This is a genomic window from Sphingomonas sp. (assembly GCF_017744835.1).
Classification (GTDB): domain Bacteria; phylum Pseudomonadota; class Alphaproteobacteria; order Sphingomonadales; family Sphingomonadaceae; genus Sphingomonas.
This window is the reverse complement of record NZ_JAGIAM010000003.1, coordinates 84,682-106,949: the sequence shown is the minus strand read 5'-3', so window position 1 is coordinate 106,949 and position 22,268 is coordinate 84,682. Positions and strand designations below refer to the sequence as shown.

Below are 22,268 nucleotides of genomic sequence, written 5' to 3'. Positions count from 1 at the left end.
CCCTACCCCTTCATCTGCCGCTTGATCGTCGCCCAGGTCGCCTTGCCATAGGGCGGCTTCATGCCGGCGAGCTTCGCCACGTCGAGCCGCGACTGGCGAAAGATCGCGCGGGCGTGGCTGAAGGTGCGGAAGCCGATCTCGCCGTGATAGGCGCCCATGCCCGAGGGGCCGACGCCGCCGAAGGGTAGTTCCTCCTGCCCGACGTGGAAGATCACGTCGTCGAGCGTCACGCCGCCCGAGACGGTGCGATCGAGCACGCGGCGGCGCTCGGCTGCGTCGCGGCCGAAATAATAGAGGGCGAGCGGGCGGTCGCGTCGGTTCACTTCGTCGATCGCGTCTTCGATCGCCGCATAGGAGCGGACCGGCAGGACGGGCCCGAAGATCTCCTCCTGCATCACCTTCATGCTGTCGGTCGCGCCGCGGATGATGTGGAGCGGGAGCTTCCGCGAATTGGAGGCGGAGAAGTCTTCGTTGGCCGGATTGACTGCGATCACTTCGGCGCCCTGTGCGCGCGCGTCCTCGATCCAGTCGGTGAGGCGCTGATAGTGGCGATCGTTGATGACGGCAGTGTAATCGGGGTTGGCGAGCAGGCTGGGGTACATCGCCGTGGCGGCGCGGGTCAGGCCGGCGACCGCCGCTGCCTCCTGCTCCTCGGGCACCAGCATGTAATCGGGGGCGAGGCAGATCTGACCGGCGTTTAGCATCTTGCCCATCGCCACGCGCTCGGTCGCACGCGCGACATCGGCCGAGCGGCCGAGGATCACCGGCGACTTGCCGCCGAGCTCGAGCGTGACGGGGACGAGATTGTCCGCCGCGGCGTGGAGGATGTGGCGCGCGATGCCGGTGGCGCCGGTGAAGAGCAAGTGATCGAAGGGCAGCTCGGCAAAGATCTTGCCGACCTCGGGACCGCCGCTGACGAAGGCGAGCTCGTCGGCGGCGAAATAGCGCGGGGCAAGCTCCTCGAACAAGGCGGCGGTGACGGGCGTGAACTCGCTGGTCTTGACCATCGCGCGATTGCCCGCGGCGAAGATGCCGGCGAGCGGCGCCATCACCAGGTTCACCGGGAAATTCCACGGCGCGATCACGCCGACCACGCCCTTGGGCTGATATTCGATGCGGGCCCGCGCGCCGAGCAGGCCGAGCGGGAACATCGTCGGCTTGCGCTCAGGCCGCGCCCAGCGATCGACCTGCTTGCGCGCATGACGGAGCGAACCGACCGAGGCGGCGATGTCGGTGATCATCGACTGCTCGCGGCTGCGGTGGCCGAAATCCTCGCTCAGCGCATCGCAGAAGCGCGTCGCATTGTCGGCGAGCATCGCGGTGGCACGATCGAGCCGATCCTTTCGCACCGCGACCGGCACGGGCAGCTCGGCCATGAACGCCCTGCGCTGGGCCTCCAGTATCTCGCGCATCGCCCTCCCCTATTCCTGATTCTCAGGCACCAGATATATCACTGTTCCCGGCGGGAACCGCGGCGTCGAGGCCTCGGCCAGCCAGACACCGAAAGCCGCGACGGCGAGCATGACTCCGAAGGGCAGCCGCGAGCTGCCGTGCAGCCGCCTGCCGCCGAGGATCAACATCAGCACCGCCGCCAGCCCGACGAAGCAGGCGCCGAGCACCACCAGCGGCAGTGCCTGCCAACCGAGCCACGGGCCGATGCCGCCGAGCATCTTGGGGTCGCCGCCGCCGAGCCCGTGTCGGCCGCGCAGCGCGCGATAGAGCATCGCGACAAGCCAGAGCGTGCCGAAGCCGGCGAGGCCGCCGATCAGCCGGTCGGTGAGCGGCGGCGGCACGTCGGCGAGCAGGCCGACGGCGAGGCCCGTGGCGGCAAGCGCTCCGGTAAGTGCATTGGGAAGCCAGAAAGCGGCGAAGTCGATCGCGGCAAGCGCGAGCAGCAGCCAGCCGAACACCGCGCCGCACGCGCCCTCCACGCCCGGCGCGACCAGCCCCGCACTCACGCCGATCGCGCCGCCGATCAGCTCGGTGACCAGATGCGAGGGCGCGATCGCGGCGCCGCACGCCCGGCAGCGGCCACGCTGGAGGACATAGCTCAGCACCGGCACCAGCTCGCGCGCGCCCAGTCCCTTGCCGCAGCCGTCGCACTGCGAGCGGCCCTTGAGCGCCGAGCGCTCCTGCGGCCAGCGGATCGCGAGCGTGGCGATGAAGCTGCCGAATACGAGCCCGAGCACGCCCAGCAATATCGGCCAGAGCCAGGCCTCAGTCGTCATCGCGCGGGCGACGCTTGCGGATCAGGTAACGATAGACGCCGAAGCAATTGATGCCGAACAGCACGAGGTTCTGCGTCCACAGCGGCTCGTCGTCGGACATCAGCGCGCCGCTGATCCAGCAGATGCTCGACGCGACGAACAAGGCGAAGCCCCAGCCGGTGACGCGGCGACCGAGGTCGAGCGATACCATGAACGCGGCGATCATCCCGCTGATCGATGCGGACCATTTGAGGATGTCGACGAGAGCCATGCGGAACCTTTCATGCGGGCGCGACCCGGCTTTTGCAAACCGTCTCCGCCGATACCAAGGGTCCAGACCCATGAGCGGCAACGGTCATGATTGCCCTGTCGTGTTCGTCCGGCAAGGAGCGACGCGCAGCACGTAGCGGCGCTACGCGCAAGGGCCGCGACGCCGCCGGCGGGCACGACAGGGCAACCGCGAAGCGGCGGGCGGATTTTGGCGCATGGAGGGCGTCGCTCGTCGGTCACGATGCTTCGGCATCGCTCCCTCCTCGCTCCTACCCATGCGCCAAAATCCGCTCCGTCATGACCATTGCCGCTCATGGGTCTGGACCCTAGATCGGGCCCAACACCCGAGAGGAGCCCTTATGTCCGCCGACGACGTCGTGATCGTTTCCTATGCCCGCACCCCGATGGGCAGCTTCCAGGGCAGCCTGGCCGATGCCAGCGCCACCGAGCTGGGCGCCACCGCGGTAGGCGCGGCGGTCGAGCGCGCGGGGCTGAAGGGCGACGCGATCGAGCGCATCTACATGGGCTGCGTGCTCCCCGCCGGGCTAGGCCAGGCGCCCGCGCGCCAGGCCGCGCTCAAGACCGGGCTGCCGCACCACATCGAGGCGACGACGATCAACAAGATGTGCGGATCGGGCATGCAGGCCGCGATCATGGCGGCCGACGCGCTCGCCGCGGGTTCGGCCGAGCTGATCGTCGCCGGCGGCATGGAGAGCATGACCAACGCCCCCTATCTGTCGCTCCGCCACCGCTCGGGCGCGCGGATCGGGCACGACGTGCTCAAGGACCATATGTATCTCGACGGGCTCGAGGATGCCTATGAGCCCGGCCGGCTGATGGGCAGCTTCGCCGAGGAAGTGGCGCAGGAATATCAGTTCACGCGCGCCGCGCAGGACGATTTCGCGATCGCCAGCCTCGAGCGCGCCAAGAAGGCGCAGACCAGCGGCGCGTTCGATCGCGAGATCGTCCCCGTCGAAGTGACGGGCCGCAAGGGCACCACCACGATCGCGCTCGACGAGCAGCCCGCCAAGGGCGATCCCGCCAAGATCCCGACGCTCAAGGCCGCCTTCGCCAAGGACGGGACGATCACCGCCGCCAACGCCTCCTCGATCTCGGACGGCGCGGCGGCGCTGGTTATGACGCGCGCGAGCGTCGCCGAGCGGCTCGGCCTCACCCCGCGCGCGCGGATCGTCGCGCACGCCGCGCACGCGCACCTGCCCGCGCGCTTCACCACCGCGCCGGTGTTCGCGATGCAGAAGGCGCTCGACAAGGCGGGCTGGACGACGGGCGACGTCGACCTGTTCGAAGTCAACGAAGCCTTCGCCTGCGTGGCGATGATCGCGATGAAGGAGCTGGGGTTGAGCCACGACACGCTCAACATCCACGGCGGCGCCTGCGCGCTCGGCCATCCGGTGGGCGCGAGCGGCGCGCGAATCCTGGCGACCTTGATCTCGGCGCTGGAGACGACCGGCGGGCGGCGCGGGCTGGCGTCGCTGTGCATCGGCGGAGGCGAGGCGACCGCGGTGGCGGTCGAACTCATCGACTGATGGTCTGGGACCTTCGAGGCGCGCTGCTCAAGAAGGGCGAAGTCGAGTCCGCGCGCCTCGATGCGTTCGAATTCAAGCTGCGGGCGCGCACGATGCGGCTGCTCGCGCCCGTGCTCGGGCTGGAGGCCGACGCGCTGGTCGAGCGGATCGCGGTCGAGCCCGACGAGGCGATCCTCGGGACGCTGGACGGCGAAGGACAGGCTGCCTGGTCGCGCTGCCGCGCCGAGGCATATCGCCAGCTCGTCGAGGAATTGGGCGACCCGACGCCGGTGAAGCTGGCCTAGGCGCCTAGTCCATCACTTCGCCCGGGGCAGTGCCCCAGAGGTGCGACTGTTCGACATAGCCGCCGCGGTTGCCGACCTGGAACCAGCACCAGCCGGTCGCGCATTTGCTGATCGTGCCGATCACGCCGGGCGCCGCGCGCCAGTTGACGCGGGCGCCGAGATCCGGGGCGGCGCGCATCTCGACGATCGTGCCCGTCACATAGGCGGTGCGCTCCTCGTCGAGCAGGTTGGAAAGCATCCAGCCCTGGGTGCCGCCGGGATCTTCCACCCGCCGCCACTCGCCGAAGACGGTCACCACCTTGAGCGGCAGCCCGCGGCGCTTGTAGAGCCAGGTCGCCGGATAGTTGCGCCCAGGCCCCGCGCGCATCAGCGCCTTGCCGGCCTTGATCGAGACGAAATAGGGCGGCTTGCGCTGCGCCCATGCAGGCGCCGCCAGCCCGAGCGCGAGCGCGCCGAGCACCATCCAACCCCAGAACCGCATGCCTGCCCCTTCCATCCCTGCCCTCTACCGCGCAGCGGCGGCGGGCATCAAGCCGTTGACTGGCGTCGCCGGGACGGCCAATCCGCCATCATGGTACAGGCGCCGCGCCCCTCCCGGCCCCGGGTGATCGTAACCCGCTCGCTGCCCGATCCGATCGAGGCGCGGATGACCGAGCTGTTCGATGTGGTGCTCAGTCCCGACGATCGTGCGATGCATGCCGATGCGCTCGCCGCCGCGATGGCCGACGCGGACGTGCTCGTCCCCACCGTCACCGACCGGATAGACGCCGCGCTGATCGAAGCGGCGCCCGAGCGGCTGCGGCTGATCGCCAACTACGGCGCGGGCGTGGGGCATATCGACCTCAAGGCGGCGCGCGCGCGCGGGATCGTGGTCACCAACACGCCGGGCGTGCTGACCGAGGATACCGCCGACATGGCGATGGCGCTGATTCTCGCCGCGCCGCGCCGGCTGGTCGAGGGCGACAAGCTGGTGCGATCGGGCGAATGGACCGGCTGGTGCCCCACCGGCATGCGCGGGCACCGGATCGGCGGGCGCAAGCTGGGCATCCTCGGCATGGGGCGGATCGGCCAGGCGGTGGCGGCGCGCGCCCGCGCCTTCGGGCTGCAGGTCCATTACCACAACCGCCAGCGCATCCCCGAAGTCGCCGAGGCGCAACTGGGCGCGACCTTCCACGCCGATCTCGATGCGATGCTTGCGGCGGTGGACATCCTCACCATCCACGCGCCGCATACCGAGAGCACGACCGGGCTGATCGATGCGCGGCGGCTCAACCTGCTCGGGCCCGACGGCTGGCTGATCAACACCGCGCGCGGCGAGATCGTAGATCCCGAGGCGCTGGTGACGGCGCTCCAGACCGGGCGGATCGCCGGCGCCGGGCTCGACGTCTATGTGAACGAGCCCGCGGTCGACCCGCGGCTGTTCGCGCTGCCCAATGTCGTGCTGCTCCCGCACCTCGGTTCGGCGACCTTCGAGGGGCGCGAGGCAATGGGGCTCAAGGTAATCGCCAACATCCGCTCCTGGTCCGACGGCCACCGCCCACCCGACCAGGTGCTGGAGGGGTGGCTCTAAAATCCTCCCCCGGCGAGCTCGGGGAGATTAATAACGCCCCATTACGCCTCCGGAACCGCCCCCTCCCCGCCGGGTTCTGCCCGCACGGAGGATGCGATGAAAAAATATGGCTATGCCTGGCTGACGCTGGGCTTTTTCCTGGTCTCGCTGGCGCTGCACTGGGTGTTCGGCTGGAACGCCTTCGTCGACGAGGCGCGCGAGCATGGGCAGGTGGCGGAATTTTCCGGCTATCTAAACGAGATGCTGCGCGACACCTTCGAGAATTGGCAGTCCGAGTTCCTCCAGCTGCTGTGGCAGGTCGTCGGCCTCGCCTATTTCCTCTACGTCGGCTCGCCCTCGTCCAAGGAGAATGACGACCGGATGGAGGCGAAGATCGATTCGCTGCTGCGGCTCCACGCCGGCGTCGACCGCGGTCAGGAGATCATCGACGAACTCGACGACCGTTATCTGCGCGTCGGCGGCCATGCCAAGCCGCACGCGCACGGGATGGACCCGGTGGTCGCCGACGACAAGGAAGACGCCGCCTGAGTTGGGTCAGAGGCCGCGCAGCCACTCCGCGATCATCGCCTGCCCGGCACTGACCGCGGCGGGGCCCTTCGCCGCATGCTCGGCGCGCAGCCGGTCGGGCGTGGTGCCCGCCTCGGCGACGAAGCCGGGGCCGTTCTCGAGCCAGGCCTCGAAGCGCGGGTCCTCGCCCATCTCGGCATGGAACTGGAGCGCGAGCAGCTCGGGGCCGCGGCGGAAGGCCTGGTGGGCATAGGCCGCGGTCGAGGCGAGCAGCTCGACGCCGTCGGGCAGGCCGAAGGTGTCGCCGTGCCAGTGGAGGACAGGCACGTCCGCCACATGGCGAAGCGGCGAGTCCGCGCCCGCGGAGTTGAGCGCCAGCGGCGAGAAGCCGACTTCCTTGACCGGGCCGGGCCGCACCTCCGCCCCCATCGCCGCCGCGATCATCTGCGCGCCCAGGCAGACGCCGAGCGTCGGCAGCCCGCGCGCGATCCGCTCGGCGAGCCGCTCCACTTCGTGGGCGATCCACGGATGCGTCTCGCGCTCGTAGACGCCCATCGGGCCGCCCATCATCAGCAGCAGATCGGGCGCGTCGAAATCGAGGTCGGCGAAGGCGGGATCGGTGACGTCGATGCGATCGAGCACATAGCCCGCCGCCTCGATCGGCTCGCGGAAGCCGGCGATGCCTTCGTACGGGGTGTGACGGATGATGAGACCGGTTTTCATGGGGAGAGCCTAGCCGCGCGATCTCCCATCGCGAGACTAGGCTTTCTTGAATGCGGCCAAGCGGGGCTCAATCCCCAGTCAGGATCCGGTCGACGAGCTGCTTCACCGTCGGGACGAAGCCGTTCGAATAGAAGGGGTCGCGCTTGAAGTTGTAGGCGCCGTGGCCCGCGAACATCAGGTTCTGGTCCACCGGGCCGCCATGCGCGATGTCCTGCAGCGTCTTCTGGATGCAGAAGCTGCGCGGGTCGGCGAGACGGCCGGTCGAGTTGGTCTCGGTGTCCGCCCAGGACGAGAACTGGCACTGGCTGAGGCAGCCCATGCAGTCGGCCTGGTCCTTGCGGATCACGGCCTTCTCTTCCTCGGTCACGAAGACGAGCGTGTTGTCCGGGGTCTTGAGCGCCGAAGTGAAGCCCAGGCCGAACCATTCGCGCGCGCGCAGCAGGTCGTTGCGGGTCACCCAGAAGTTCTTGCCCTTCACGCCCACGTCGAGCTGGAAGGTGTGATCGCCGGCGTGCTCGGTCGAATAGGGGATCTGCCGCTCGCTGCGCGCCTCGAGGCTGCGCAGGAAGGGATTGCGCACCGCCGAGGAATAGAAGCCGGTGGGCGAGAAGCGGTGGAGCAGGATGTCGCCCTCCTCCAGCTTCATCAGCTCGGCCTTCCAGCCTTCGGGGATCGGGCTTTCCTGCGTGAGCAGCGGGCGCGTGCCGAACTGGAAGGCGATCTTGCCCAGCTCGGGATTGTCGATCCAGTCGTTCCAGTCGCGCAGGTACCAGACGCCGCCGGCCATCACGATCGGCACGTCGTCCGAGATGCCGCCCTCGCGCATCGTCGCGCGCAGGTCGCGGACGCGGGGATACGGGTCCTGCGGGACCAGCGGATCCTCGGCGTTCGACAGGCCGTTGTGGCCGCCGGCGAGCCAGGGATCCTCATAGACCACCGCGGCCAGCCAGTCGGCCGCCTTGGAATAGGCGCGCTTCCACAGCGCGCGGAAGGCGCGGCCCGAGCTGACGATCGGCAGGTACGAGACATTGTACGACGCCGCGATCTCGCTGAGCTTGTAGGGCATGCCCGCGCCGCAGGTGACGCCCGCCACCATGCCCTTGGTGCGTTCGAGCACGCCGTGGAGCACGCGCTGCGCGCCGCCCATTTCCCAGAGCACGTTGATGTTGATCGCGCCCTTGCCGCCGGCGATCTCGAACGCCTTCTTGACCTGCTGGACGGCGCCTTCGATCGCGTACTGGATCAGCTCTTCGTGGCGCTCGCGCCGGGTGAGCGCGTGGTACACCTGCGGGATGATCTTGCCCTCGGCGTCGTAGCTGTCGGCATTGACCGCGCTGACCGTGCCGATGCCCCCGGCCGCGGCCCAGGCACCGGCGCTCGCGTGGTTGGTGGCCGCTACGCCCTTACCCCCTTCAACCAGCGGCCAAACCTCACGGCCGTTGTACACGATGGGCGTCAGACCCTTGAACAAATCTACCTCCGGAAAAATTTGCGGGACGCTAGACGCATTGCCCGCAACAAGCGAGACGCAATCGTTATTGCAGTGCGTCAGGGCGGCCCATGGCCTCGCCGTAAAGCCGCGCATAGGACGCGATCATTGCGGCTTCATCGAACAACGCGCGGGCGCGTTCACGGTTCTGCGCGCCGATGTAGTGGCGGGACTCCGCATGGCCGGCGAGCGTCTCGATCCGGTCGCGGATGTCGACTTCGTTGCGGCGGGGGGCGAGGAAGGCGTCGTTCTCGGGCGCGACCATCACCGGTATGTCGCCGACGCGCGGCGCCACCACCGGCAGGCCGGCGGCCATCGCCTCGATCACCGAGATCGGCGCCTGCTCGCTTTTCGACGAGAGCGCGAAGATGTCGAACAGGCCCATATATTTGTGCGGCTCGCTCAGATAGCCGGGGAGGAAGACCTGGTCCTCGATCGCCATGCTCTCGGCGGCGTCGAGGATGTTCTGCCGCTCGGGCCCCTCGCCCAGGATCACCAGCTTGAAGCGTGTGTTGAGCCCGCCGCAGGCACGCACCAGCAGCGGCAGGTCCTTGACCTCGCGAAGCCCGGCGACGCAGCCGATGAATATCTCGCCCTCGCGGCGCTTCTGGAGCGCCGGGATCAGCCGCGGATCGGTCCTGCCGGTATAGAGCGCGGTGGCGACGCCGTTCGGGATGCGCCGCAGCCGCGCGGCGGGCTGGTGCCAGTGCTTGAGCGCGATCTTCTCGAGGATGTGGCTCGGCACCACCAGCGCATTGGCGGCGGGCAGCGCGATGCGGCGGTACATGTTGCGCACCGGGTTGAGGCGCCTGGCCTCGTCCTCGTTGAACCCATCCTCGTGATGGATGACCGGGGGAAGCCCCTTGCCGAACACCCGCGCCGCCATCACCCCGTCGATCGCGCCCCAATTATAGGTGAGGACGAGGTCGAAGCGCCGCATGAACCGCGCGATCTCCTCGTAGCGCCTGACCGAGGGCTTGCCGGTGAGCGGCGGCGGGTTCTGCGCGATCTCGTACTTGATGCCCTTGGCGATCAGGTCGCGCGCGCCCAACTGGTCGGGCATCGCCGAGACGATCGTGTGCCGCGCCTTGTCGCCGAACGCATTCATCAGGCGGACGGCGCGCGCTTCCTTGCCGCCCGGCGCGAAGGTGGAATGGAGGTGAAGGATGTGGATGGGCATTGCGGATCGGTCCGATAGCCGATCACTTGCCGGCCGTCATCCCCGCGCACTACCGCCACCCCGCGCCCCCCAGCCGTCACCCCCGCGAAGGCGGGAGCCCAGAGTCGCGGGCGACACCGCTTGCCATTCCTGGGTCCCCGCCTTCGCGGGGATGACGTGGGAGCCTAGATCTTCCCCAGCAGCCGATCGATCCCCGCCGCGGCCTCGGTTTCCTCGAGCGTGGGCGCGTGGCCGACGCCGGGCACGGTCACCAGCTCGCCCTGGGGCAGCCGCGCCAGCATCTTCTCGGCCGTGCCCGCGCTCAATATGTCCGATCGCTCGCCGCGCACGACCAGCACCGGCCGGCCCTTGAGCGCGTCGATCGTCGGCCACATATCAGGGCCCGCTTCGTTGCCCGGCACGCGGAAGGGCTCGGCGATCTTCATGTCGTAATCGAGCACGATCCGGCCCGAGCTGTTCACGCGATAAAGGCGCTTGGCCATGCGCAGCCAATCCTCGATCGCATAGGCCGGATAGACGTCGCCATTGCCTTCGGCGACGCCGCGCGCCGCGTGCATCCAGGTGGGGTACCAGACCGGCTTGCCGACATAGGTGCGGATCCGCGCCAGCCCGGCGGGATTGAGCTCGGGGCCGACGTCGTTGAGCACCACGCCCGCCAGCCGCTCCGCCCCCGTCGCGGCAAGCAGCATGGTGACGATGCCGCCGAGCGAGGTGCCGACCGCGACGAACCTTCCGATGCCCAGCTCGGCGAGCAGCGCCTCGACGTCCTGCAGATAGGTCAGCGGGACATAGGTCATCGGGTCCTTGGCATAGGCGCTCTCGCCGCGGCCGCGGAACTCGACGCAGAGCACGCGCCACTCGCCCGCCAGCCGCGCGGCGAGCCCTTCATAGTCGCGCGCGTTGCGCGTCAGCCCCGGGAAGCAGAGGATCGGCGGCTTGTCGGCCGGTCCCGCATAATCGCGGTAATGCAGCCGCAGCCCGTCCTTGGACCACCAATAGCCATCACTGTAGTTGCGCCGCTCGCCCATCGGCCCCCATATCGCCGCATGGCCTTCACTCCGCAACAGGCGATCCTCGAGCTCGGCTCCGCCTTCTACGATCCGGTCACGCCGGCACGATTTCCGCAGACGATCCTGCGCTTCCGCAACGACCGCGCGGCGGCGAGCGTGGGGCTCGACGGGCTCAGCGACGTCGAGTGGATCGCGCATTTCGGCCGCTTCGAGCCGCTGCCCGGCAGCCTGACCCAGCCGCTGGCGCTGCGCTATCACGGCCACCAGTTCCGCGTGTACAATCCCGAGATCGGCGACGGTCGCGGCTTCCTGTTCGCGCAGATGACCGATGCGCGCGGGCGGCTGCTCGACCTGGGCACCAAGGGATCGGGGCAGACGCCATACAGCCGCTTCGGCGACGGGCGGCTGACGCTCAAGGGCGGCGTGCGCGAGATCCTCGCGACCGAGATGCTCGAGGCGCTGGGCGTCGAGACGTCGAAGACCTTCTCGCTGATCGAGACGGGCGAGGAGCTCCAGCGCAACGACGAGCCCTCCCCCACCCGCTCGGCGGTGCTGGTTCGGCTCAACCACGGGCATATCCGCATCGGCACCTTCCAGCGGCTCGCCTATCTGCAGGAGCCCGACGCGATCCGGCAGCTCACCGACTATGTGCTGCGCCACTATTACGGCGAGGGACCCGGGGACGACGCGCCGCAGCGGCTGCTCGCGCATGTCGCGGCGCGGACGGCACGGATGGCGGGGCAGTTCATGGCCGCGGGCTTCGTCCACGGCGTGCTCAACAGCGACAATATCAACGTGACCGGCGAGAGCTTCGACTATGGCCCCTGGCGGTTCGCGCCGAGCTGGTCGCCGGGATTCACCGCGGCTTATTTCGACCATGCCGGCCTCTATGCCTTCGGCCGCCAGCCCGAGGCGATCTATTGGGACGTGATGCAGCTCGCCAGCGCGCTGCGGCTGATCGCCGAGGAAGAGCCGCTGATCGAGGCGCTCGACGGCTTCCCGGAGGCATTCCAGCGCGAGGTCGCGGAGGCGCTGCTGTGGCGGCTGGGGGTGACGCCGCGCGGGGCCGAGCATGACCGGCCGCTGGTCCAGGCGATGGAGCGCGCGCTCTCGGGCACCGAGACGCCGATCGACCGATTCTTCTTCGACGCCTTCGGGGGCAGGCTTCCGGCCAGCTATGGCGAGCCTTTCGCCGAGCTTCGCGCGCAGCTGGAGCACTATCGCCCGCGCAAGCGGCGCGCGCATGATTATTGGACGGACGCGAAACCCTGCGCGATGCTGATCGACGAAGTCGAGGCGATCTGGGCGGCCATCGCCGCGGACGACGACTGGACGCCGCTCGAGGCCAAGGTGAACGCGATCCGGCGGATGGGCGAGGCGCTCGCCTAGTCTCGGGGCTTGGCAAGCTTTCCCCATTTCGTGCAAGAGCAGGCAGAGTTTCCCGGGGGTTCAAGACCAAAGCAATGGCGGCACAGGAAATCATCTCGACCGAGCCCGCCACGGGCGCGGTGCTGTGGCGCCAGCAGGTGGGCGACGCCGACGCCGAAGTGGCGATCGCACGCGCGAGCTGGGCCGAATGGGCCGCGCGCCCGCTCGCCTATCGCATCGAGGCGCTGCGCCGCTTCGCGAACGTCGTGCGCCAGAAGGCCGACGCCTTCACCGATCTGCTCGCGCGCGAGACCGGCAAGCCGATCTGGGAAGCGCGAACCGAAGTCGAGACAGTGATCGCCAAGGTCGACATCTCGGTCACCGCCTATTCGGAGCGCACCGGCCAACGCCGGATCGAGGCGCCGATGAACACGCGGCTGGCGCTACGCCACAAGCCGCACGGCGTGCTGGCGGTGCTGGGACCGTACAATTTCCCCGCGCACCTGCCCAACGGCCACATCGTCCCCGCGCTGCTCGCGGGCAATGCCGTGGTGTTCAAGCCCTCGGAGAAGACGCCGGCGTCGGGCGCCTTCCTGGTCGACTGCTTCCGCAGCGCAGGCGTGCCCGAGGGCTGCATCCGGCTGCTGATCGGCGGCCCCGAGCAGGGCAAGGCACTCGCCGGCCATCCCGATATCGACGGGCTGCTTTTCACCGGATCGGCCAACACCGGAATCGCACTCAACCGCCAGTTCGCGACGCGGCCCGAGAAGATCCTGGCGCTCGAGATGGGCGGCAACAATCCGATCCTGGTGTGGGACACGCCCGACCTCTATTCGGCCGCGGTGCTCGTGGTGCAGTCCGCCTTCACCACCGCCGGCCAGCGCTGCACCGCGGCGCGGCGGCTGATCGTCGACCAGAAGCTCTACGATCCGCTGATCGAGGAAGTGAACAAGTTGATCGGCCGGCTGATCATCGGCGAACCGCATGCGGACCCCGCGCCCTTCATGGGGCCGGTGATCGACAACGACACCGCCGACATGTTGACCGAGAGCTTCCTCGCGCTGCTCACGCGGGGCGGCCGGCCGCTCAGGCACATGGAGCGGCCGATCGAGGGCCGCCCCTTCCTCACCCCGGGCCTCATCGACATGACCGAGGCGCGCGAGAAGCCCGACGTCGAGCTGTTCGGCCCGATCCTGCAGGTGATTCGCGCGAACAGCTTCGACGAGGCGATCGTCGAGGCGAACGACACCCGCTACGGCCTCTCCGCCAGCCTGGTGAGCCAGGATCCCAAGCTCTACGACCGTTTCTGGGCGAACATCCGCGCGGGCATCGTCAACTGGAACCGCCCGACCAACGGCGCTTCCTCCGCCGCGCCCTTCGGCGGCGTGGGCTGGAGCGGCAACCACCGGCCAAGCGCCTATTATGCCGCCGACTATTGCGCCTATCCGGTGGTCTCGTCGGAGTCCGAGCAATCGCGCGCAGCGATCGGGCTGGGGTTGCGCGACGCCTGACGCCCCTTGAAAGCGGCGCGAACACCGCCTAATCTCTAGCTGCGGACCGGGCCCCTCTGGCGAGGGCTTACAAAGCCCTCGTGATGTCGGACCGCATCGAGCGCGCTCGGTGCAGGTGACGGCGGCCCAAGCCCAAACTCCCCCAAGCCAGCGCCTCGATCGATGCAACATCGATGACGAGAGGCTTTATGACCCAGATGATCGAACGGCTCATCGCCGCCCACTGGATGCTCAATCGCGAGATCCGGCGCGAACGCGCGCGCCGTACCCCGGACCAGTTCCGGCTGACGCGGCTCAAGAAGGAGCGGCTCGCCGTCAAGGACCGGCTGTTCCGACACATCCCCGACGCCGCCGAGATGCGCCGCATGGCCCGCGCCGTGCTGCGCCGGGCGCGTCCTGCACATGCTTGATGGAGAAAATCATGGCTGACCCGATAAACTACTTCAACGCCCATGCCGCCGCCGGCGCCGCCGCGCGGCACGAAGGGCTGCGCCGCTACATGCTCGGCATCTACCGCAACATGGGGCTGGGCCTGCTGCTCACCGGCGCAGTGGCGGCGCTCGTCGCGAGTTCGCCTGCGCTCGTCGGCCTGATCTTCGGCACGCCGCTCAAATGGGTGGCGATGCTGGCGCCGCTGGCCTTCGTCTTCTTCTTCACCTTCCGAATCGAGAAGATGACGACCGCGGGCGCCTGGACGGCCTTCTTCGCCTTCGCGGGCGTGATGGGCCTGTCGATGGCGAGCATCTTCCTGGTCTTCACCGCCACCAGCATCGCGGGCGCCTTCTTCGCCGCCTCGGCGATCTTCCTGGCGATGAGCCTGTGGGGATATACGACCAAGACCGATCTCACCCGCTTCTCGACCTTTCTGATGATCGGGCTGATCGGCGTGGTGCTGGCGAGCCTGGTCAACATCTTCCTCGGCTCGTCGATGCTCCAGATGGTGCTCTCGATCGCCGGCATCGTGGTGTTCACCGGCCTCACCGCCTGGGACACGCAGCGGCTGAAGAGCGAGTATCTCGCCTATGCCGGCACCCAGGCGACCGAGAAGCTCGCGGTGATGGGCGCGCTGTCGCTCTACTTGAACCTGATCAACCTGTTCCAGCTGCTGCTGAGCCTGTTCGGCCAGCAGGAGGAGTAAGCGATGACCGGCAGTTTCACTTGCCCCGTCGACGGCACCAGGCTGGTGCCGATCGAGCGCGCAGGGATCGAGATCGACCATTGCCCGGCGTGCCGGGGCGTGTGGCTCGACCGCGGCGAGCTCGACAAGATCATCGAGCGAAGCAGCGCGGCAGTCTCGCCTGCTCCGGTGCCGACGGCGCCGCGCGAGAGCTACGGCGCCCCGCCGCAGCCCTATGACGCGCGCGCCTATGGCCAGAAGCACGGCCATTATCCGCACAAGCGGCGCAAATCGTTCCTCGAGGAGCTGTTCGACTAGCCCCCAAGTCCCCCGAACGGCTCCGATCCTGCCCGCCGCCGCGGTCCTCCGGCCCGGCGGCGGGCCATTGTCCCAACCTGATCCGGCCTCCTCCGGCGACGGAGCGAGAAGGCTGCGCTGTGCCTTGCCGCGATCGACTGAAGGTTTCGTCTGATGGATTTCCTGCTCACGGCCTTCCTGGGCAAGCCGCTGTGGATGTGGGCCGCCTTCCTCCTGGTGGTGGCCGCGCTGCTCGCCTTCGATCTCGGCGTGCTTCATCGCAAGAAGCAGGAGATCGGCGTGCGCGAGAGCCTGAAGCTCTCCGCTTTCTACATCGCGGTGGGCCTGGCCTATGGCGGATGGATATGGTGGTCGCTCGGCAGCGGCGCCGGTCTCGACTATCTGACCGGCTTCGTCGTCGAGAAGTCGCTCGCGCTCGACAATGTCTTCGTGATCGCGACGATCTTCGGCTATTTCGCCGTGCCGCGGCAGTATCAGCACCGCGTGCTCTTCTGGGGCATATTGGGCGTGATCGTGCTGCGCGCGGTGATGATCGGCGTCGGCGCGGCGCTCGTCACGCGCTTCGAATGGGTGCTCTACCTCTTCGCCGCATTCCTGGTCTTCACCGGCATCAAGATGCTCGTCCGGCCGCCGGGCGACTATTCGGTCGGCGATCAGCCGGTGCTCGCCTTCGCGCGCCGCAAGCTGCGCGTGACCGAGGGTTTCGAAGGCGGCCGCTTCCTGGTGCGGCGCGTCAGCCCGGAAACCGGGCGCGTCGCGCTCCAGGCAACGCCCTTGTTCCTCGCGCTGGTGCTGATCGAGTTCGCCGACGTGGTGTTCGCAGTGGACTCGGTCCCGGCGATCTTCGCGATCACCACCGACCCGTTCATCGTCTACACGTCGAACATCTTCGCGGTGCTGGGCCTGCGGGCGCTCTACTTCGCGGTCGCGGCGATGATCCACCGCTTCCACTACCTCAAATATGCGCTCGCGGTGCTGCTGGTGTTCATCGGCTCCAAGGTGTTCGTCGCCGGCGCGCTCGACATCGAGAAATTCCCGCCGCTGGTGTCGCTCGGCGCCACCTTCGCGATATTGGGTGCGGGGATCGCCTATTCGCTGCACCGCACGCGGCGCGATGCGAGGCTCGCGGCCGGCTGACCGGCGCGGCTCCCGGCGGCTTCCCAAGCGCCGTGGAGCCGCTATGGTCGGCATTGAATAAAGAAATTCGGGAGCGGGATTGATGGTCACTCGCCGGTCGCTGCTCGGGGCAGGCGGCGCGCTCGCGTCGAGCCTCGCGCTTCCCGCTCCGCTCTTGGCGGCGCCGGCGGGGACCTTCGTCCGGCGCAGCGGCACGGGCTTCACGCTGGGCGGCGCGCCCTATCGCTTCGTCGGCGCCAACATCTGGTACGGCGCCTGGCTGGGCGCCAGCGCCGATTTCGGCGATCGCGAGCGGCTCAAGCGCGAGCTCGACACGCTCGCCGCGATGGGCGTGACCAATTTGCGCATCCTCGCCTCGGCCGAGGAAGGGCCGCTCAAGAATTCGGTCAAGCCGGGCTTCCGCCAGCAGCGCGGGCCATGGAACGCGGCGCTGCTCGACGGGCTCGACTTTTGCCTTGCCGAAATGACCAAAAGGCAAATGAAGGCCGTGCTCTACCTCACCAATTTCTGGGAATGGTCGGGCGGCATGGCGACCTACCTGTTCTACGCGACGGGCAACTATGTCGACATGGGCGACCCCGCCCACCCCTGGCCCGCCTTCCCCAACGCGACCGCGCAATTCTATGCCAACCGCCAGGCGGTGGAGCTCTACCACGACTGGGTTCGCGCGCTGGTGGGGCGCACCAACGCAGTCACCGGCACCCGCTATGCCGAGGACCCGACGATCATGGCGTGGCAGCTCGCCAACGAGCCGCGCCCGGCGGGCTCGGCCGAGGCTGCCGCACCGCTGCTCCCGGCCTTCTATGCCTGGGTGCAGGGCACGGCGAAGCTGATCAAGATGATCGATCGCAACCATCTCGTCTGCACCGGCAGCGAGGGGCTGAAAGGCGCCGTGGAAAGCGCCGACATCTACCTGAAGGAACACGGCTTTCCCGAGATCGACTATTGCACGGCGCACATCTGGCCGCTCAACTGGAGCTGGATCGACGCCAGGAACCTCGCCGGCACCAACGACAAGGGACTGGCGCTGGTGCGCGACTATATCGACCGGCACGTCGCGCTCGCGCGGCAGCTCGGCAAGCCGCTGGTGATCGAGGAATTCGGCTATCCGCGCGACGGCGGCGGCTATGATCCCGAGAGCGCGACCAGCTACAAGGACGCCTATTACAAGCTGATCTACGACGCGGTGGAGAACAGCGTGCGCACCGGCGGGCCGATCCAGGGGAGCAACTTCTGGGCGTGGAACGGCGAAGGCCGCGCGGCACACGGTGACCATCGCTACCAGCACGGCGATCCCTTCGTCGGCGACCCGCCGCACGAGCCGCAGGGCTGGTACGGCGTGTTCGACAGCGATGCGAGCACCCGCGCGGTGATTGCAGCGCATGCCAAGGCGCTCGCGACGGCCGGTCAGCCGATCGCGGCCTGATCCCGGGGCTGGGCAGCCCGCCTGCGCCATGCTAGCCGCGACGCCATGACCATGGCGGAAGCATCATCGAAGCGCGGACGCGGCACTGCCGCGCGCCTCGGTTCGCGCCGCGCGCCGGTCACCCTCCGAATTACCGGCTAGCGCCGACAGGGCATCGCTGGCGCCTTGCGCCGGGCGATTGCCGGTCGTGCGCGGGAGCGGGCTGCGAAGCGCGCTCCCGAACCAGCCCCTGGTTCCGGCAATCCGAAGGTTTTCCAATGGTTCAATCAACCTATCCGGCCGCTGCGGCCCTGCGCCGGGCGTCCCTGCCCCGCTTCGAAGTCCACGCCGATCGCTGCCCGCAGGCACTGGCGAAGATCGTCGGCATGCTCGCGAACCTCGACCTATTGCCCCGCGAGCTGCAGGCCCGGCAGAGCTGCGGCGGCATCTGGATTGCGTTCGAGGTCGAGATCGAGCCGGCGCGCGCCGAACGGCTCGCCGAGCGCTTCCGCGCGCTCACCAGCGTGGCCGCCGTGGTGCTGATGCTCTATCCCGTAGACACCGCGCCGCAGGCGTCGGAGGCGGCCGATGGAGGCATGCAAGTACGGCCGCGGGAAATCGCCACCGTGGCATAGCGATAGCTTCCCTACTCGCCCCCCAAAGCATCCTCCGTTGCCCCGCCGGCAGTCCGGGACCATCTGCGACACCCATGGCAACTCTGCTCGATCCATCCGCGCGTGGGCGCGTGATCCTTGTCGGCGCGGGCCCGGGCGACCCCGGACTGCTCACCGTGCGCGCCGTCGAGGCACTGCGCGCGGCCGACGTTCTCGTCCATGACGGGCTCGTCGATCCGCGCGTGCTCGACCTCGCGCCCAATGCGCACCGCATCTCGGTCGCCAAGAGCCGCGGCCGGCATACGCTGCCGCAGGAGGCGATCAACGCGCTGATCGTCGCGCATGTGAAGACCGGCGCGATCGTCGTGCGGCTGAAGGGGGGCGACCCCTTCATCTTCGGCCGCGGCGGCGAGGAAGTCGAAGCCGTGCGCGAGGCCGGGCTGCCCGTCGAAGTGATTCCGGGCGTCAGCGCCGCGCTGGGTGCCGCGGCCGAGGCGATGCTGCCGCTGACCCACCGCGACTGGTCGAGCGCGGTCAGCTTCGTCGCGGGCCAGTGCAAGGGGCTTTCCGACCAGGATTGGTCCGGCCTCGCCGGCAAGGGCCGCACGCTGGTGATCTACATGGGCGTCGCCAATTGCCCTGCCATCGCCGACAAGCTGATGGCCGATGGCGTGGCGCCCGACATGCCCGTCGCGGTGCTCGAGCGCGCGACGCTGGAGGGCCACCGCGCCCTGCGCACGCTGCTCGCCGATCTGGGCGAGATGGTCGAGCGCGAGAAGGTGCAGAGCCCCGCGATCATCGTCGTCGGCGAAGTCGTCCAGCTCGCCGATGCAGAGGACAAGCTGGCCGCATGGGCCAAGACTGCGGAGACGCTTGCGTGAAGATTCTGACCGGAAACGACCTGCGCACGGGCGCAGTGATCTGGTGGACCGGCCAGGGCTGGTCGATCCATGTCGAGGATGCCGCCGATGTCGGCGATCATGGCGAGGCGATCCTGACAGAGGAAACCGGCGCGCGCCGCGTCAACGGCGGCGTGGTGATCGACGGCACGATGACGCCCGAGGGGCCCCGCCCCGCGCACATCAAGGACCGCATCCGCGCCTATGGCCCGACCGTGCGCCCCGACCTCACGCTCAAACCCGCCGATCCCAATGCCGGCAGCTGGGTGATCTGACATGTACCGCTACGACCAATATGACCAGGCGATCGTCGACGCGCGCGTCGAGGAATTCCGCGACCAGACCGCGCGCCGCATCGCCGGCGCGATGAACGACGACCAGTTCAAGCCGCTGCGGCTCAAGAACGGTCTCTACCTCCAGCTTCACGCGTACATGCTGCGCGTCGCCATCCCCTATGGCACGCTCGACAGCCGGCAGATGCGCAAGCTGGCCGACATCGCGCGCAAGTACGACCGCGGCTATGGCCATTTCACCACGCGGCAGAACATCCAGTACAATTGGATCAAGCTCGAGGAAGCGCCCGACCTGCTCGCCGAGCTGGCGACGGTCGAGATGCATGCGATCCAGACCAGCGGCGAGAGCATCCGCAACATCTCGGCAGACCAATATGCCGGCGCCGCCGCGGACGAGATCTGCGATCCGCGCCCCTGGGCCGAGCTGCTCCGCCAGGCGAGCACCTTCCATCCCGAATTCAGCTACCTGCCCCGCAAGTTCAAGATCGCGGTTATCGCAGCCGACGAGGACCGTGCCGCGCTGCGCTGGCACGATTTCGCGCTGCGCATCGTCAGGAACGAAGCCGGCGAGCAGGGCTTCGAGGTGTTCGCGGGCGGCGGCATGGGCCGTACCCCGATCATCGCCTACCAGATCCGCGAATTCCTGCCCGCGGCGCAGATCTTCTCGTACCTTCAGGCGGTGCTGCGCGTGTGGAACATGCATGCGCGCCGCGACAACATCCACAAGCAGCGGATGAAGATCCTGGTCCACGAGCTGGGCGAGGCGGAATTCCGCCGTCAGGTGGAAGAGGAATTCCAGCATTTCCTGTCGCTGGGCACCGATTTCCCCCAGGCCGAGTATGATCGGATCGCGGCCTATTTCGCGCCGCCGCCGTTCGAGGCGGGCCTCAGCGACGAGATCGATCGCAGCGATCCCGAGTTCGCGCTCTGGGCCGATCGCCAGACCATCGCGCACAAGGCGCCGGGCTATGCGATCGTCAACATCAGTCTGAAGCCCGTCGGCGGCATCCCCGGCGACATCTCGGCCGATCAGATGGATATCGTCGCCGACCTCGCCGAGCAGTACAGCTTCGACGAGCTGCGCGCGACGCATGCCCAGAACCTGGTGCTGCCGCACGTCCGCAAGCAGGACCTCTATGTCGTGTGGCAGGCGCTGCGCGCGGCAGGGCTCGCCGACGCCAACCTCGGTCTGGTGACCGACATCATCGCCTGCCCGGGGCTCGACTATTGCAGCCTCGCCAATGCGCGCTCGATCCCCGTCGCGCAGAAGATCGCGCAGCGCTTCGCCGACATGGATCGCCAGCTCGAGCTGGGCGAGCTCAAGATCAAGATCAGCGGCTGCATCAACGCCTGCGGCCACCACCATGCCGGGCACATCGGCATCCTGGGCGTCGATCGTAAGGGCACCGAGAACTACCAGCTGCTGCTGGGCGGATCGGGTGCGGAGGACATTTCGCAGGCCAAGATCACCGGCCCCGGCTTCGACGAGGACGGCGTGGTCGAGGCGGTCGACAAGGCAACCGGCGTCTACCTCGCGCAGCGCCAGCCGGGAGAGCGCTTCCTCGACACCTATCGCCGGATCGGCATGGAGCCGTTCAAGGAGGCCATTTATGGATAATCTGCTCCGCTTCCGCGACGACGAGGCGCACGAGGAGCCCGCGGTATCGATCGACGCCTTCCTGGGCCAGTCGAACGCCACGGCCGTGCGCATCGAAGCCGGCGAGGATCCGCGGCTGCTGATCCCGCATCTCGATCGCCTCGCGCTGGTCGAGATCGACTTCCCGCGCTTCCGCGACGGGCGCGGCTACAGCTCGGCGCGCATCCTGCGCGAGGCGGGCTACAAGGGCGAGATCCGCGCCTCGGGCGACGTGCTGGTCGACCAGATGCTGTTCATGCGCCGCTGCGGCTTCGACAGCTTCGCGCCCGACGCGCCGATCGACCCGGTGGCGCTCGAGGGCGCGCTGGGCCGATTCCCTTATGTCTACCAGCACGCCGCCGACGATGCGGTGCCGGTGTGGAAACTGCGCCATGGCTGAAGCGGCGGCCCGCAAGGTCGACCGGATCGACGTGGCGCCGCGCTTCACCGAGGCGGACGCGATCCGGCTCAACAATCTGTTCCGCGGCAACTCGACGCAGGAGATGCTCAAGGCCGTGCTCGGCGAGCATATGGTCGGCGACGTCGCGGTGGTCTCGTCCTTCGGCGCCGAATCCGCGGTGCTGCTGCACCTGGTGGCGTCGATCGACCCATCGGTGCCGGTGCTGTTTCTCGATACCGGCAAGCATTTCGCGGAGACGCTCGCCTATCGCGACCAGCTCGTGGCGCGGCTCGGCCTGAAGGACTTCCGCGTGCTCCAGCCGAACGCGCAGGTACTGGCCGAGCGCGACGCGAGCGATCTGCGCTGGTCCTACGACCCCGACGGCTGCTGCGAGATCCGCAAGGTGGAGCCGCTCGCCCGCGGGCTGGCGGGCTTCGACGCGAGCATCACCGGGCGCAAGGCGTTCCAGGCGAAGACGCGCAATGCGCTTCCGCGCTTCGAGCTCGACACGTCGGACGCGCAGGGCCGGCTCAAGGTCAACCCGCTCGCCGACTGGACCCGCGCCGATATCGACGCCTATTTCGTCGAGCACGACCTGCCGCAGCACCCGCTGGTCGCGCAGGGCTATCCCTCGATCGGCTGCGCGCCGTGCACCAGCATGGTCAAGCCCGGCGAGGACCCGCGCGCGGGCCGCTGGCGCGGCTGGGACAAGACCGAGTGCGGCATCCACACGCCCGTTCCCGACGGCGACCCGGACCAGCCTTCGTTCTGATTTCCAACCAC

At 68.5% G+C, this 22,268-nt stretch carries 25 protein-coding genes; 17 read left to right on the top strand and 8 right to left on the bottom strand.

All coding sequences use genetic code 11. The features are described from left to right. Positions 1–2 precede the first annotated feature (2 nt). Genes J7500_RS08370 through J7500_RS08360 form a run of 3 tightly spaced genes read right to left on the bottom strand, consistent with a single transcriptional unit; the run spans position 3 to position 2,478 of the window. Complete coding sequence (locus J7500_RS08370) at positions 3–1,412, bottom strand: coniferyl aldehyde dehydrogenase (protein WP_294061251.1); 1,410 nt, start codon at positions 1,410–1,412, stop codon at positions 3–5. Between the two features lie 9 nt (positions 1,413–1,421). Next, positions 1,422–2,228, bottom strand: a complete 807-nt coding sequence (locus J7500_RS08365; protein WP_294061249.1) for an A24 family peptidase — start codon at positions 2,226–2,228, stop codon at positions 1,422–1,424. Further along, a complete protein-coding gene (locus tag J7500_RS08360; protein WP_294061248.1) occupies positions 2,218–2,478 on the bottom strand; it encodes a hypothetical protein in 261 nt (86 codons plus the stop codon). The genes J7500_RS08365 and J7500_RS08360 overlap by 11 nt, the downstream gene beginning before the upstream one ends. A gap of 358 nt (positions 2,479–2,836) precedes the next feature. Between J7500_RS08360 and J7500_RS08355 the strand changes: the two genes are divergently transcribed. Together J7500_RS08355 and J7500_RS08350 are read left to right on the top strand one after the other, a co-directional pair. Further along, positions 2,837–4,024 carry an acetyl-CoA C-acyltransferase gene (locus J7500_RS08355; protein WP_294061247.1) on the top strand — a complete coding sequence of 396 codons (1,188 nt, stop codon included), beginning with the start codon at positions 2,837–2,839 and terminating at the stop codon, positions 4,022–4,024. Beyond that, entirely contained in the window at positions 4,024–4,308 is a 285-nt protein-coding gene (locus J7500_RS08350; RefSeq protein WP_294061246.1) for a hypothetical protein, read from the top strand. Before J7500_RS08355 ends, J7500_RS08350 begins: the two co-directional genes overlap by 1 nt. Before the next feature lie 4 nt (positions 4,309–4,312). On the opposite strand, the gene J7500_RS08345 is transcribed toward J7500_RS08350, so the two are convergent. After that, entirely contained in the window at positions 4,313–4,789 is a 477-nt protein-coding gene (locus J7500_RS08345; RefSeq protein ID WP_294061245.1) for an SH3 domain-containing protein, read from the bottom strand. Between the two features lie 90 nt (positions 4,790–4,879). Between J7500_RS08345 and J7500_RS08340 the strand changes: the two genes are divergently transcribed. Both J7500_RS08340 and J7500_RS08335 read left to right on the top strand, forming a co-directional pair. Beyond that, positions 4,880–5,878: a D-glycerate dehydrogenase gene (locus J7500_RS08340; RefSeq protein WP_294061244.1), complete on the top strand. Its 999-nt coding sequence runs from the start codon at positions 4,880–4,882 to the stop codon at positions 5,876–5,878. Positions 5,879–5,974: 96 nt separating this feature from the next. After that, positions 5,975–6,406 carry a DUF6766 family protein gene (locus J7500_RS08335; protein ID WP_294061243.1) on the top strand — a complete coding sequence of 144 codons (432 nt, stop codon included), beginning with the start codon at positions 5,975–5,977 and terminating at the stop codon, positions 6,404–6,406. Between the two features lie 6 nt (positions 6,407–6,412). Here the strand turns inward: J7500_RS08335 and J7500_RS08330 are convergent, their stop codons facing one another. The 4 genes from J7500_RS08330 to J7500_RS08315 all read right to left on the bottom strand — a co-directional run bounded on the left by J7500_RS08330 (position 6,413) and on the right by J7500_RS08315 (position 10,805). After that, positions 6,413–7,108 carry a glutamine amidotransferase gene (locus J7500_RS08330; protein ID WP_294061242.1) on the bottom strand — a complete coding sequence of 232 codons (696 nt, stop codon included), beginning with the start codon at positions 7,106–7,108 and terminating at the stop codon, positions 6,413–6,415. A gap of 67 nt (positions 7,109–7,175) precedes the next feature. Beyond that, a complete protein-coding gene (locus tag J7500_RS08325; protein WP_294061241.1) occupies positions 7,176–8,579 on the bottom strand; it encodes a nitronate monooxygenase in 1,404 nt (467 codons plus the stop codon). A 64-nt stretch (positions 8,580–8,643) separates the two neighbouring features. Next, a complete protein-coding gene (locus J7500_RS08320; protein WP_294061240.1) occupies positions 8,644–9,777 on the bottom strand; it encodes a glycosyltransferase family 4 protein in 1,134 nt (377 codons plus the stop codon). A 164-nt stretch (positions 9,778–9,941) separates the two neighbouring features. Continuing rightward, entirely contained in the window at positions 9,942–10,805 is an 864-nt protein-coding gene (locus J7500_RS08315; RefSeq protein ID WP_294062142.1) for an alpha/beta hydrolase, read from the bottom strand. An 18-nt stretch (positions 10,806–10,823) separates the two neighbouring features. On the opposite strand from J7500_RS08315, the gene J7500_RS08310 reads away from it, so the two are divergent. The 13 genes from J7500_RS08310 (at position 10,824) to J7500_RS08250 (ending at position 22,257) form a co-directional block, all read left to right on the top strand. Continuing rightward, positions 10,824–12,176, top strand: coding sequence for a protein adenylyltransferase SelO family protein (locus tag J7500_RS08310; protein ID WP_294061238.1), 1,353 nt, complete (start codon positions 10,824–10,826; stop codon positions 12,174–12,176). Between the two features lie 74 nt (positions 12,177–12,250). After that, positions 12,251–13,666 carry a succinylglutamate-semialdehyde dehydrogenase gene (astD, locus tag J7500_RS08305; RefSeq protein ID WP_294061236.1) on the top strand — a complete coding sequence of 472 codons (1,416 nt, stop codon included), beginning with the start codon at positions 12,251–12,253 and terminating at the stop codon, positions 13,664–13,666. A gap of 188 nt (positions 13,667–13,854) precedes the next feature. Continuing rightward, entirely contained in the window at positions 13,855–14,076 is a 222-nt protein-coding gene (locus tag J7500_RS08300) for a DUF465 domain-containing protein (protein ID WP_294061235.1), read from the top strand. Between the two features lie 89 nt (positions 14,077–14,165). After that, positions 14,166–14,804 (top strand): Bax inhibitor-1/YccA family protein, encoded by a 639-nt coding sequence (locus J7500_RS08295; protein ID WP_294062141.1) that lies wholly within the window; start codon positions 14,166–14,168, stop codon positions 14,802–14,804. Positions 14,805–14,807: 3 nt separating this feature from the next. After that, entirely contained in the window at positions 14,808–15,101 is a 294-nt protein-coding gene (locus tag J7500_RS08290) for a zf-TFIIB domain-containing protein (RefSeq protein ID WP_294061234.1), read from the top strand. A gap of 153 nt (positions 15,102–15,254) precedes the next feature. Beyond that, positions 15,255–16,238: a TerC family protein gene (locus J7500_RS08285; protein WP_294061232.1), complete on the top strand. Its 984-nt coding sequence runs from the start codon at positions 15,255–15,257 to the stop codon at positions 16,236–16,238. Between the two features lie 82 nt (positions 16,239–16,320). Beyond that, positions 16,321–17,664: a cellulase family glycosylhydrolase gene (locus J7500_RS08280; protein ID WP_294061230.1), complete on the top strand. Its 1,344-nt coding sequence runs from the start codon at positions 16,321–16,323 to the stop codon at positions 17,662–17,664. A 257-nt stretch (positions 17,665–17,921) separates the two neighbouring features. After that, positions 17,922–18,278, top strand: coding sequence for a hypothetical protein (locus J7500_RS08275; RefSeq protein WP_294061229.1), 357 nt, complete (start codon positions 17,922–17,924; stop codon positions 18,276–18,278). A gap of 74 nt (positions 18,279–18,352) precedes the next feature. Next, the gene (gene cobA / locus J7500_RS08270; protein WP_294061228.1) at positions 18,353–19,138 is read left to right on the top strand and encodes a uroporphyrinogen-III C-methyltransferase; all 786 of its coding nucleotides are present in this window, start codon (positions 18,353–18,355) and stop codon (positions 19,136–19,138) included. Continuing rightward, positions 19,135–19,431, top strand: a complete 297-nt coding sequence (locus J7500_RS08265) for a DUF2849 domain-containing protein (RefSeq protein WP_294061227.1) — start codon at positions 19,135–19,137, stop codon at positions 19,429–19,431. Before cobA ends, J7500_RS08265 begins: the two co-directional genes overlap by 4 nt. Position 19,432: 1 nt before the next feature. Then, positions 19,433–21,067, top strand: coding sequence for a nitrite/sulfite reductase (locus J7500_RS08260; RefSeq protein WP_294061226.1), 1,635 nt, complete (start codon positions 19,433–19,435; stop codon positions 21,065–21,067). Continuing rightward, a complete protein-coding gene (locus tag J7500_RS08255; protein WP_294061225.1) occupies positions 21,060–21,485 on the top strand; it encodes a DUF934 domain-containing protein in 426 nt (141 codons plus the stop codon). The genes J7500_RS08260 and J7500_RS08255 overlap by 8 nt, the downstream gene beginning before the upstream one ends. Continuing rightward, positions 21,478–22,257 carry a phosphoadenylyl-sulfate reductase gene (locus tag J7500_RS08250; protein ID WP_294061224.1) on the top strand — a complete coding sequence of 260 codons (780 nt, stop codon included), beginning with the start codon at positions 21,478–21,480 and terminating at the stop codon, positions 22,255–22,257. Before J7500_RS08255 ends, J7500_RS08250 begins: the two co-directional genes overlap by 8 nt. The last annotated feature ends 11 nt before the right edge of the window (positions 22,258–22,268 follow it).

Excerpts from the sequence above, each read along its gene's own strand:
- J7500_RS08370 (WP_294061251.1), bottom strand. The coding sequence starts at position 1,412 with ATGCGCGAGATACTGGAGGCCCAGCGCAGGGCGTTCATGGCCGAGCTG.
- J7500_RS08365 (WP_294061249.1), bottom strand. The coding sequence starts at position 2,228 with ATGACGACTGAGGCCTGGCTCTGGCCGATATTGCTGGGCGTGCTCGGG.
- J7500_RS08360 (WP_294061248.1), bottom strand. The coding sequence starts at position 2,478 with ATGGCTCTCGTCGACATCCTCAAATGGTCCGCATCGATCAGCGGGATG.
- J7500_RS08355 (WP_294061247.1), top strand. The coding sequence starts at position 2,837 with ATGTCCGCCGACGACGTCGTGATCGTTTCCTATGCCCGCACCCCGATG.
- J7500_RS08350 (WP_294061246.1), top strand. The coding sequence starts at position 4,024 with ATGGTCTGGGACCTTCGAGGCGCGCTGCTCAAGAAGGGCGAAGTCGAG.
- J7500_RS08345 (WP_294061245.1), bottom strand. The coding sequence starts at position 4,789 with ATGCGGTTCTGGGGTTGGATGGTGCTCGGCGCGCTCGCGCTCGGGCTG.
- J7500_RS08340 (WP_294061244.1), top strand. The coding sequence starts at position 4,880 with ATGGTACAGGCGCCGCGCCCCTCCCGGCCCCGGGTGATCGTAACCCGC.
- J7500_RS08335 (WP_294061243.1), top strand. The coding sequence starts at position 5,975 with ATGAAAAAATATGGCTATGCCTGGCTGACGCTGGGCTTTTTCCTGGTC.
- J7500_RS08330 (WP_294061242.1), bottom strand. The coding sequence starts at position 7,108 with ATGAAAACCGGTCTCATCATCCGTCACACCCCGTACGAAGGCATCGCC.
- J7500_RS08320 (WP_294061240.1), bottom strand. The coding sequence starts at position 9,777 with ATGCCCATCCACATCCTTCACCTCCATTCCACCTTCGCGCCGGGCGGC.
- J7500_RS08315 (WP_294062142.1), bottom strand. The coding sequence starts at position 10,805 with ATGGGCGAGCGGCGCAACTACAGTGATGGCTATTGGTGGTCCAAGGAC.
- J7500_RS08310 (WP_294061238.1), top strand. The coding sequence starts at position 10,824 with ATGGCCTTCACTCCGCAACAGGCGATCCTCGAGCTCGGCTCCGCCTTC.
- astD (WP_294061236.1), top strand. The coding sequence starts at position 12,251 with ATGGCGGCACAGGAAATCATCTCGACCGAGCCCGCCACGGGCGCGGTG.
- J7500_RS08300 (WP_294061235.1), top strand. The coding sequence starts at position 13,855 with ATGACCCAGATGATCGAACGGCTCATCGCCGCCCACTGGATGCTCAAT.
- J7500_RS08295 (WP_294062141.1), top strand. The coding sequence starts at position 14,166 with ATGCTCGGCATCTACCGCAACATGGGGCTGGGCCTGCTGCTCACCGGC.
- J7500_RS08290 (WP_294061234.1), top strand. The coding sequence starts at position 14,808 with ATGACCGGCAGTTTCACTTGCCCCGTCGACGGCACCAGGCTGGTGCCG.
- J7500_RS08285 (WP_294061232.1), top strand. The coding sequence starts at position 15,255 with ATGGATTTCCTGCTCACGGCCTTCCTGGGCAAGCCGCTGTGGATGTGG.
- J7500_RS08280 (WP_294061230.1), top strand. The coding sequence starts at position 16,321 with ATGGTCACTCGCCGGTCGCTGCTCGGGGCAGGCGGCGCGCTCGCGTCG.
- J7500_RS08275 (WP_294061229.1), top strand. The coding sequence starts at position 17,922 with ATGGTTCAATCAACCTATCCGGCCGCTGCGGCCCTGCGCCGGGCGTCC.
- cobA (WP_294061228.1), top strand. The coding sequence starts at position 18,353 with ATGGCAACTCTGCTCGATCCATCCGCGCGTGGGCGCGTGATCCTTGTC.
- J7500_RS08260 (WP_294061226.1), top strand. The coding sequence starts at position 19,433 with ATGTACCGCTACGACCAATATGACCAGGCGATCGTCGACGCGCGCGTC.
- J7500_RS08255 (WP_294061225.1), top strand. The coding sequence starts at position 21,060 with ATGGATAATCTGCTCCGCTTCCGCGACGACGAGGCGCACGAGGAGCCC.
- J7500_RS08250 (WP_294061224.1), top strand. The coding sequence starts at position 21,478 with ATGGCTGAAGCGGCGGCCCGCAAGGTCGACCGGATCGACGTGGCGCCG.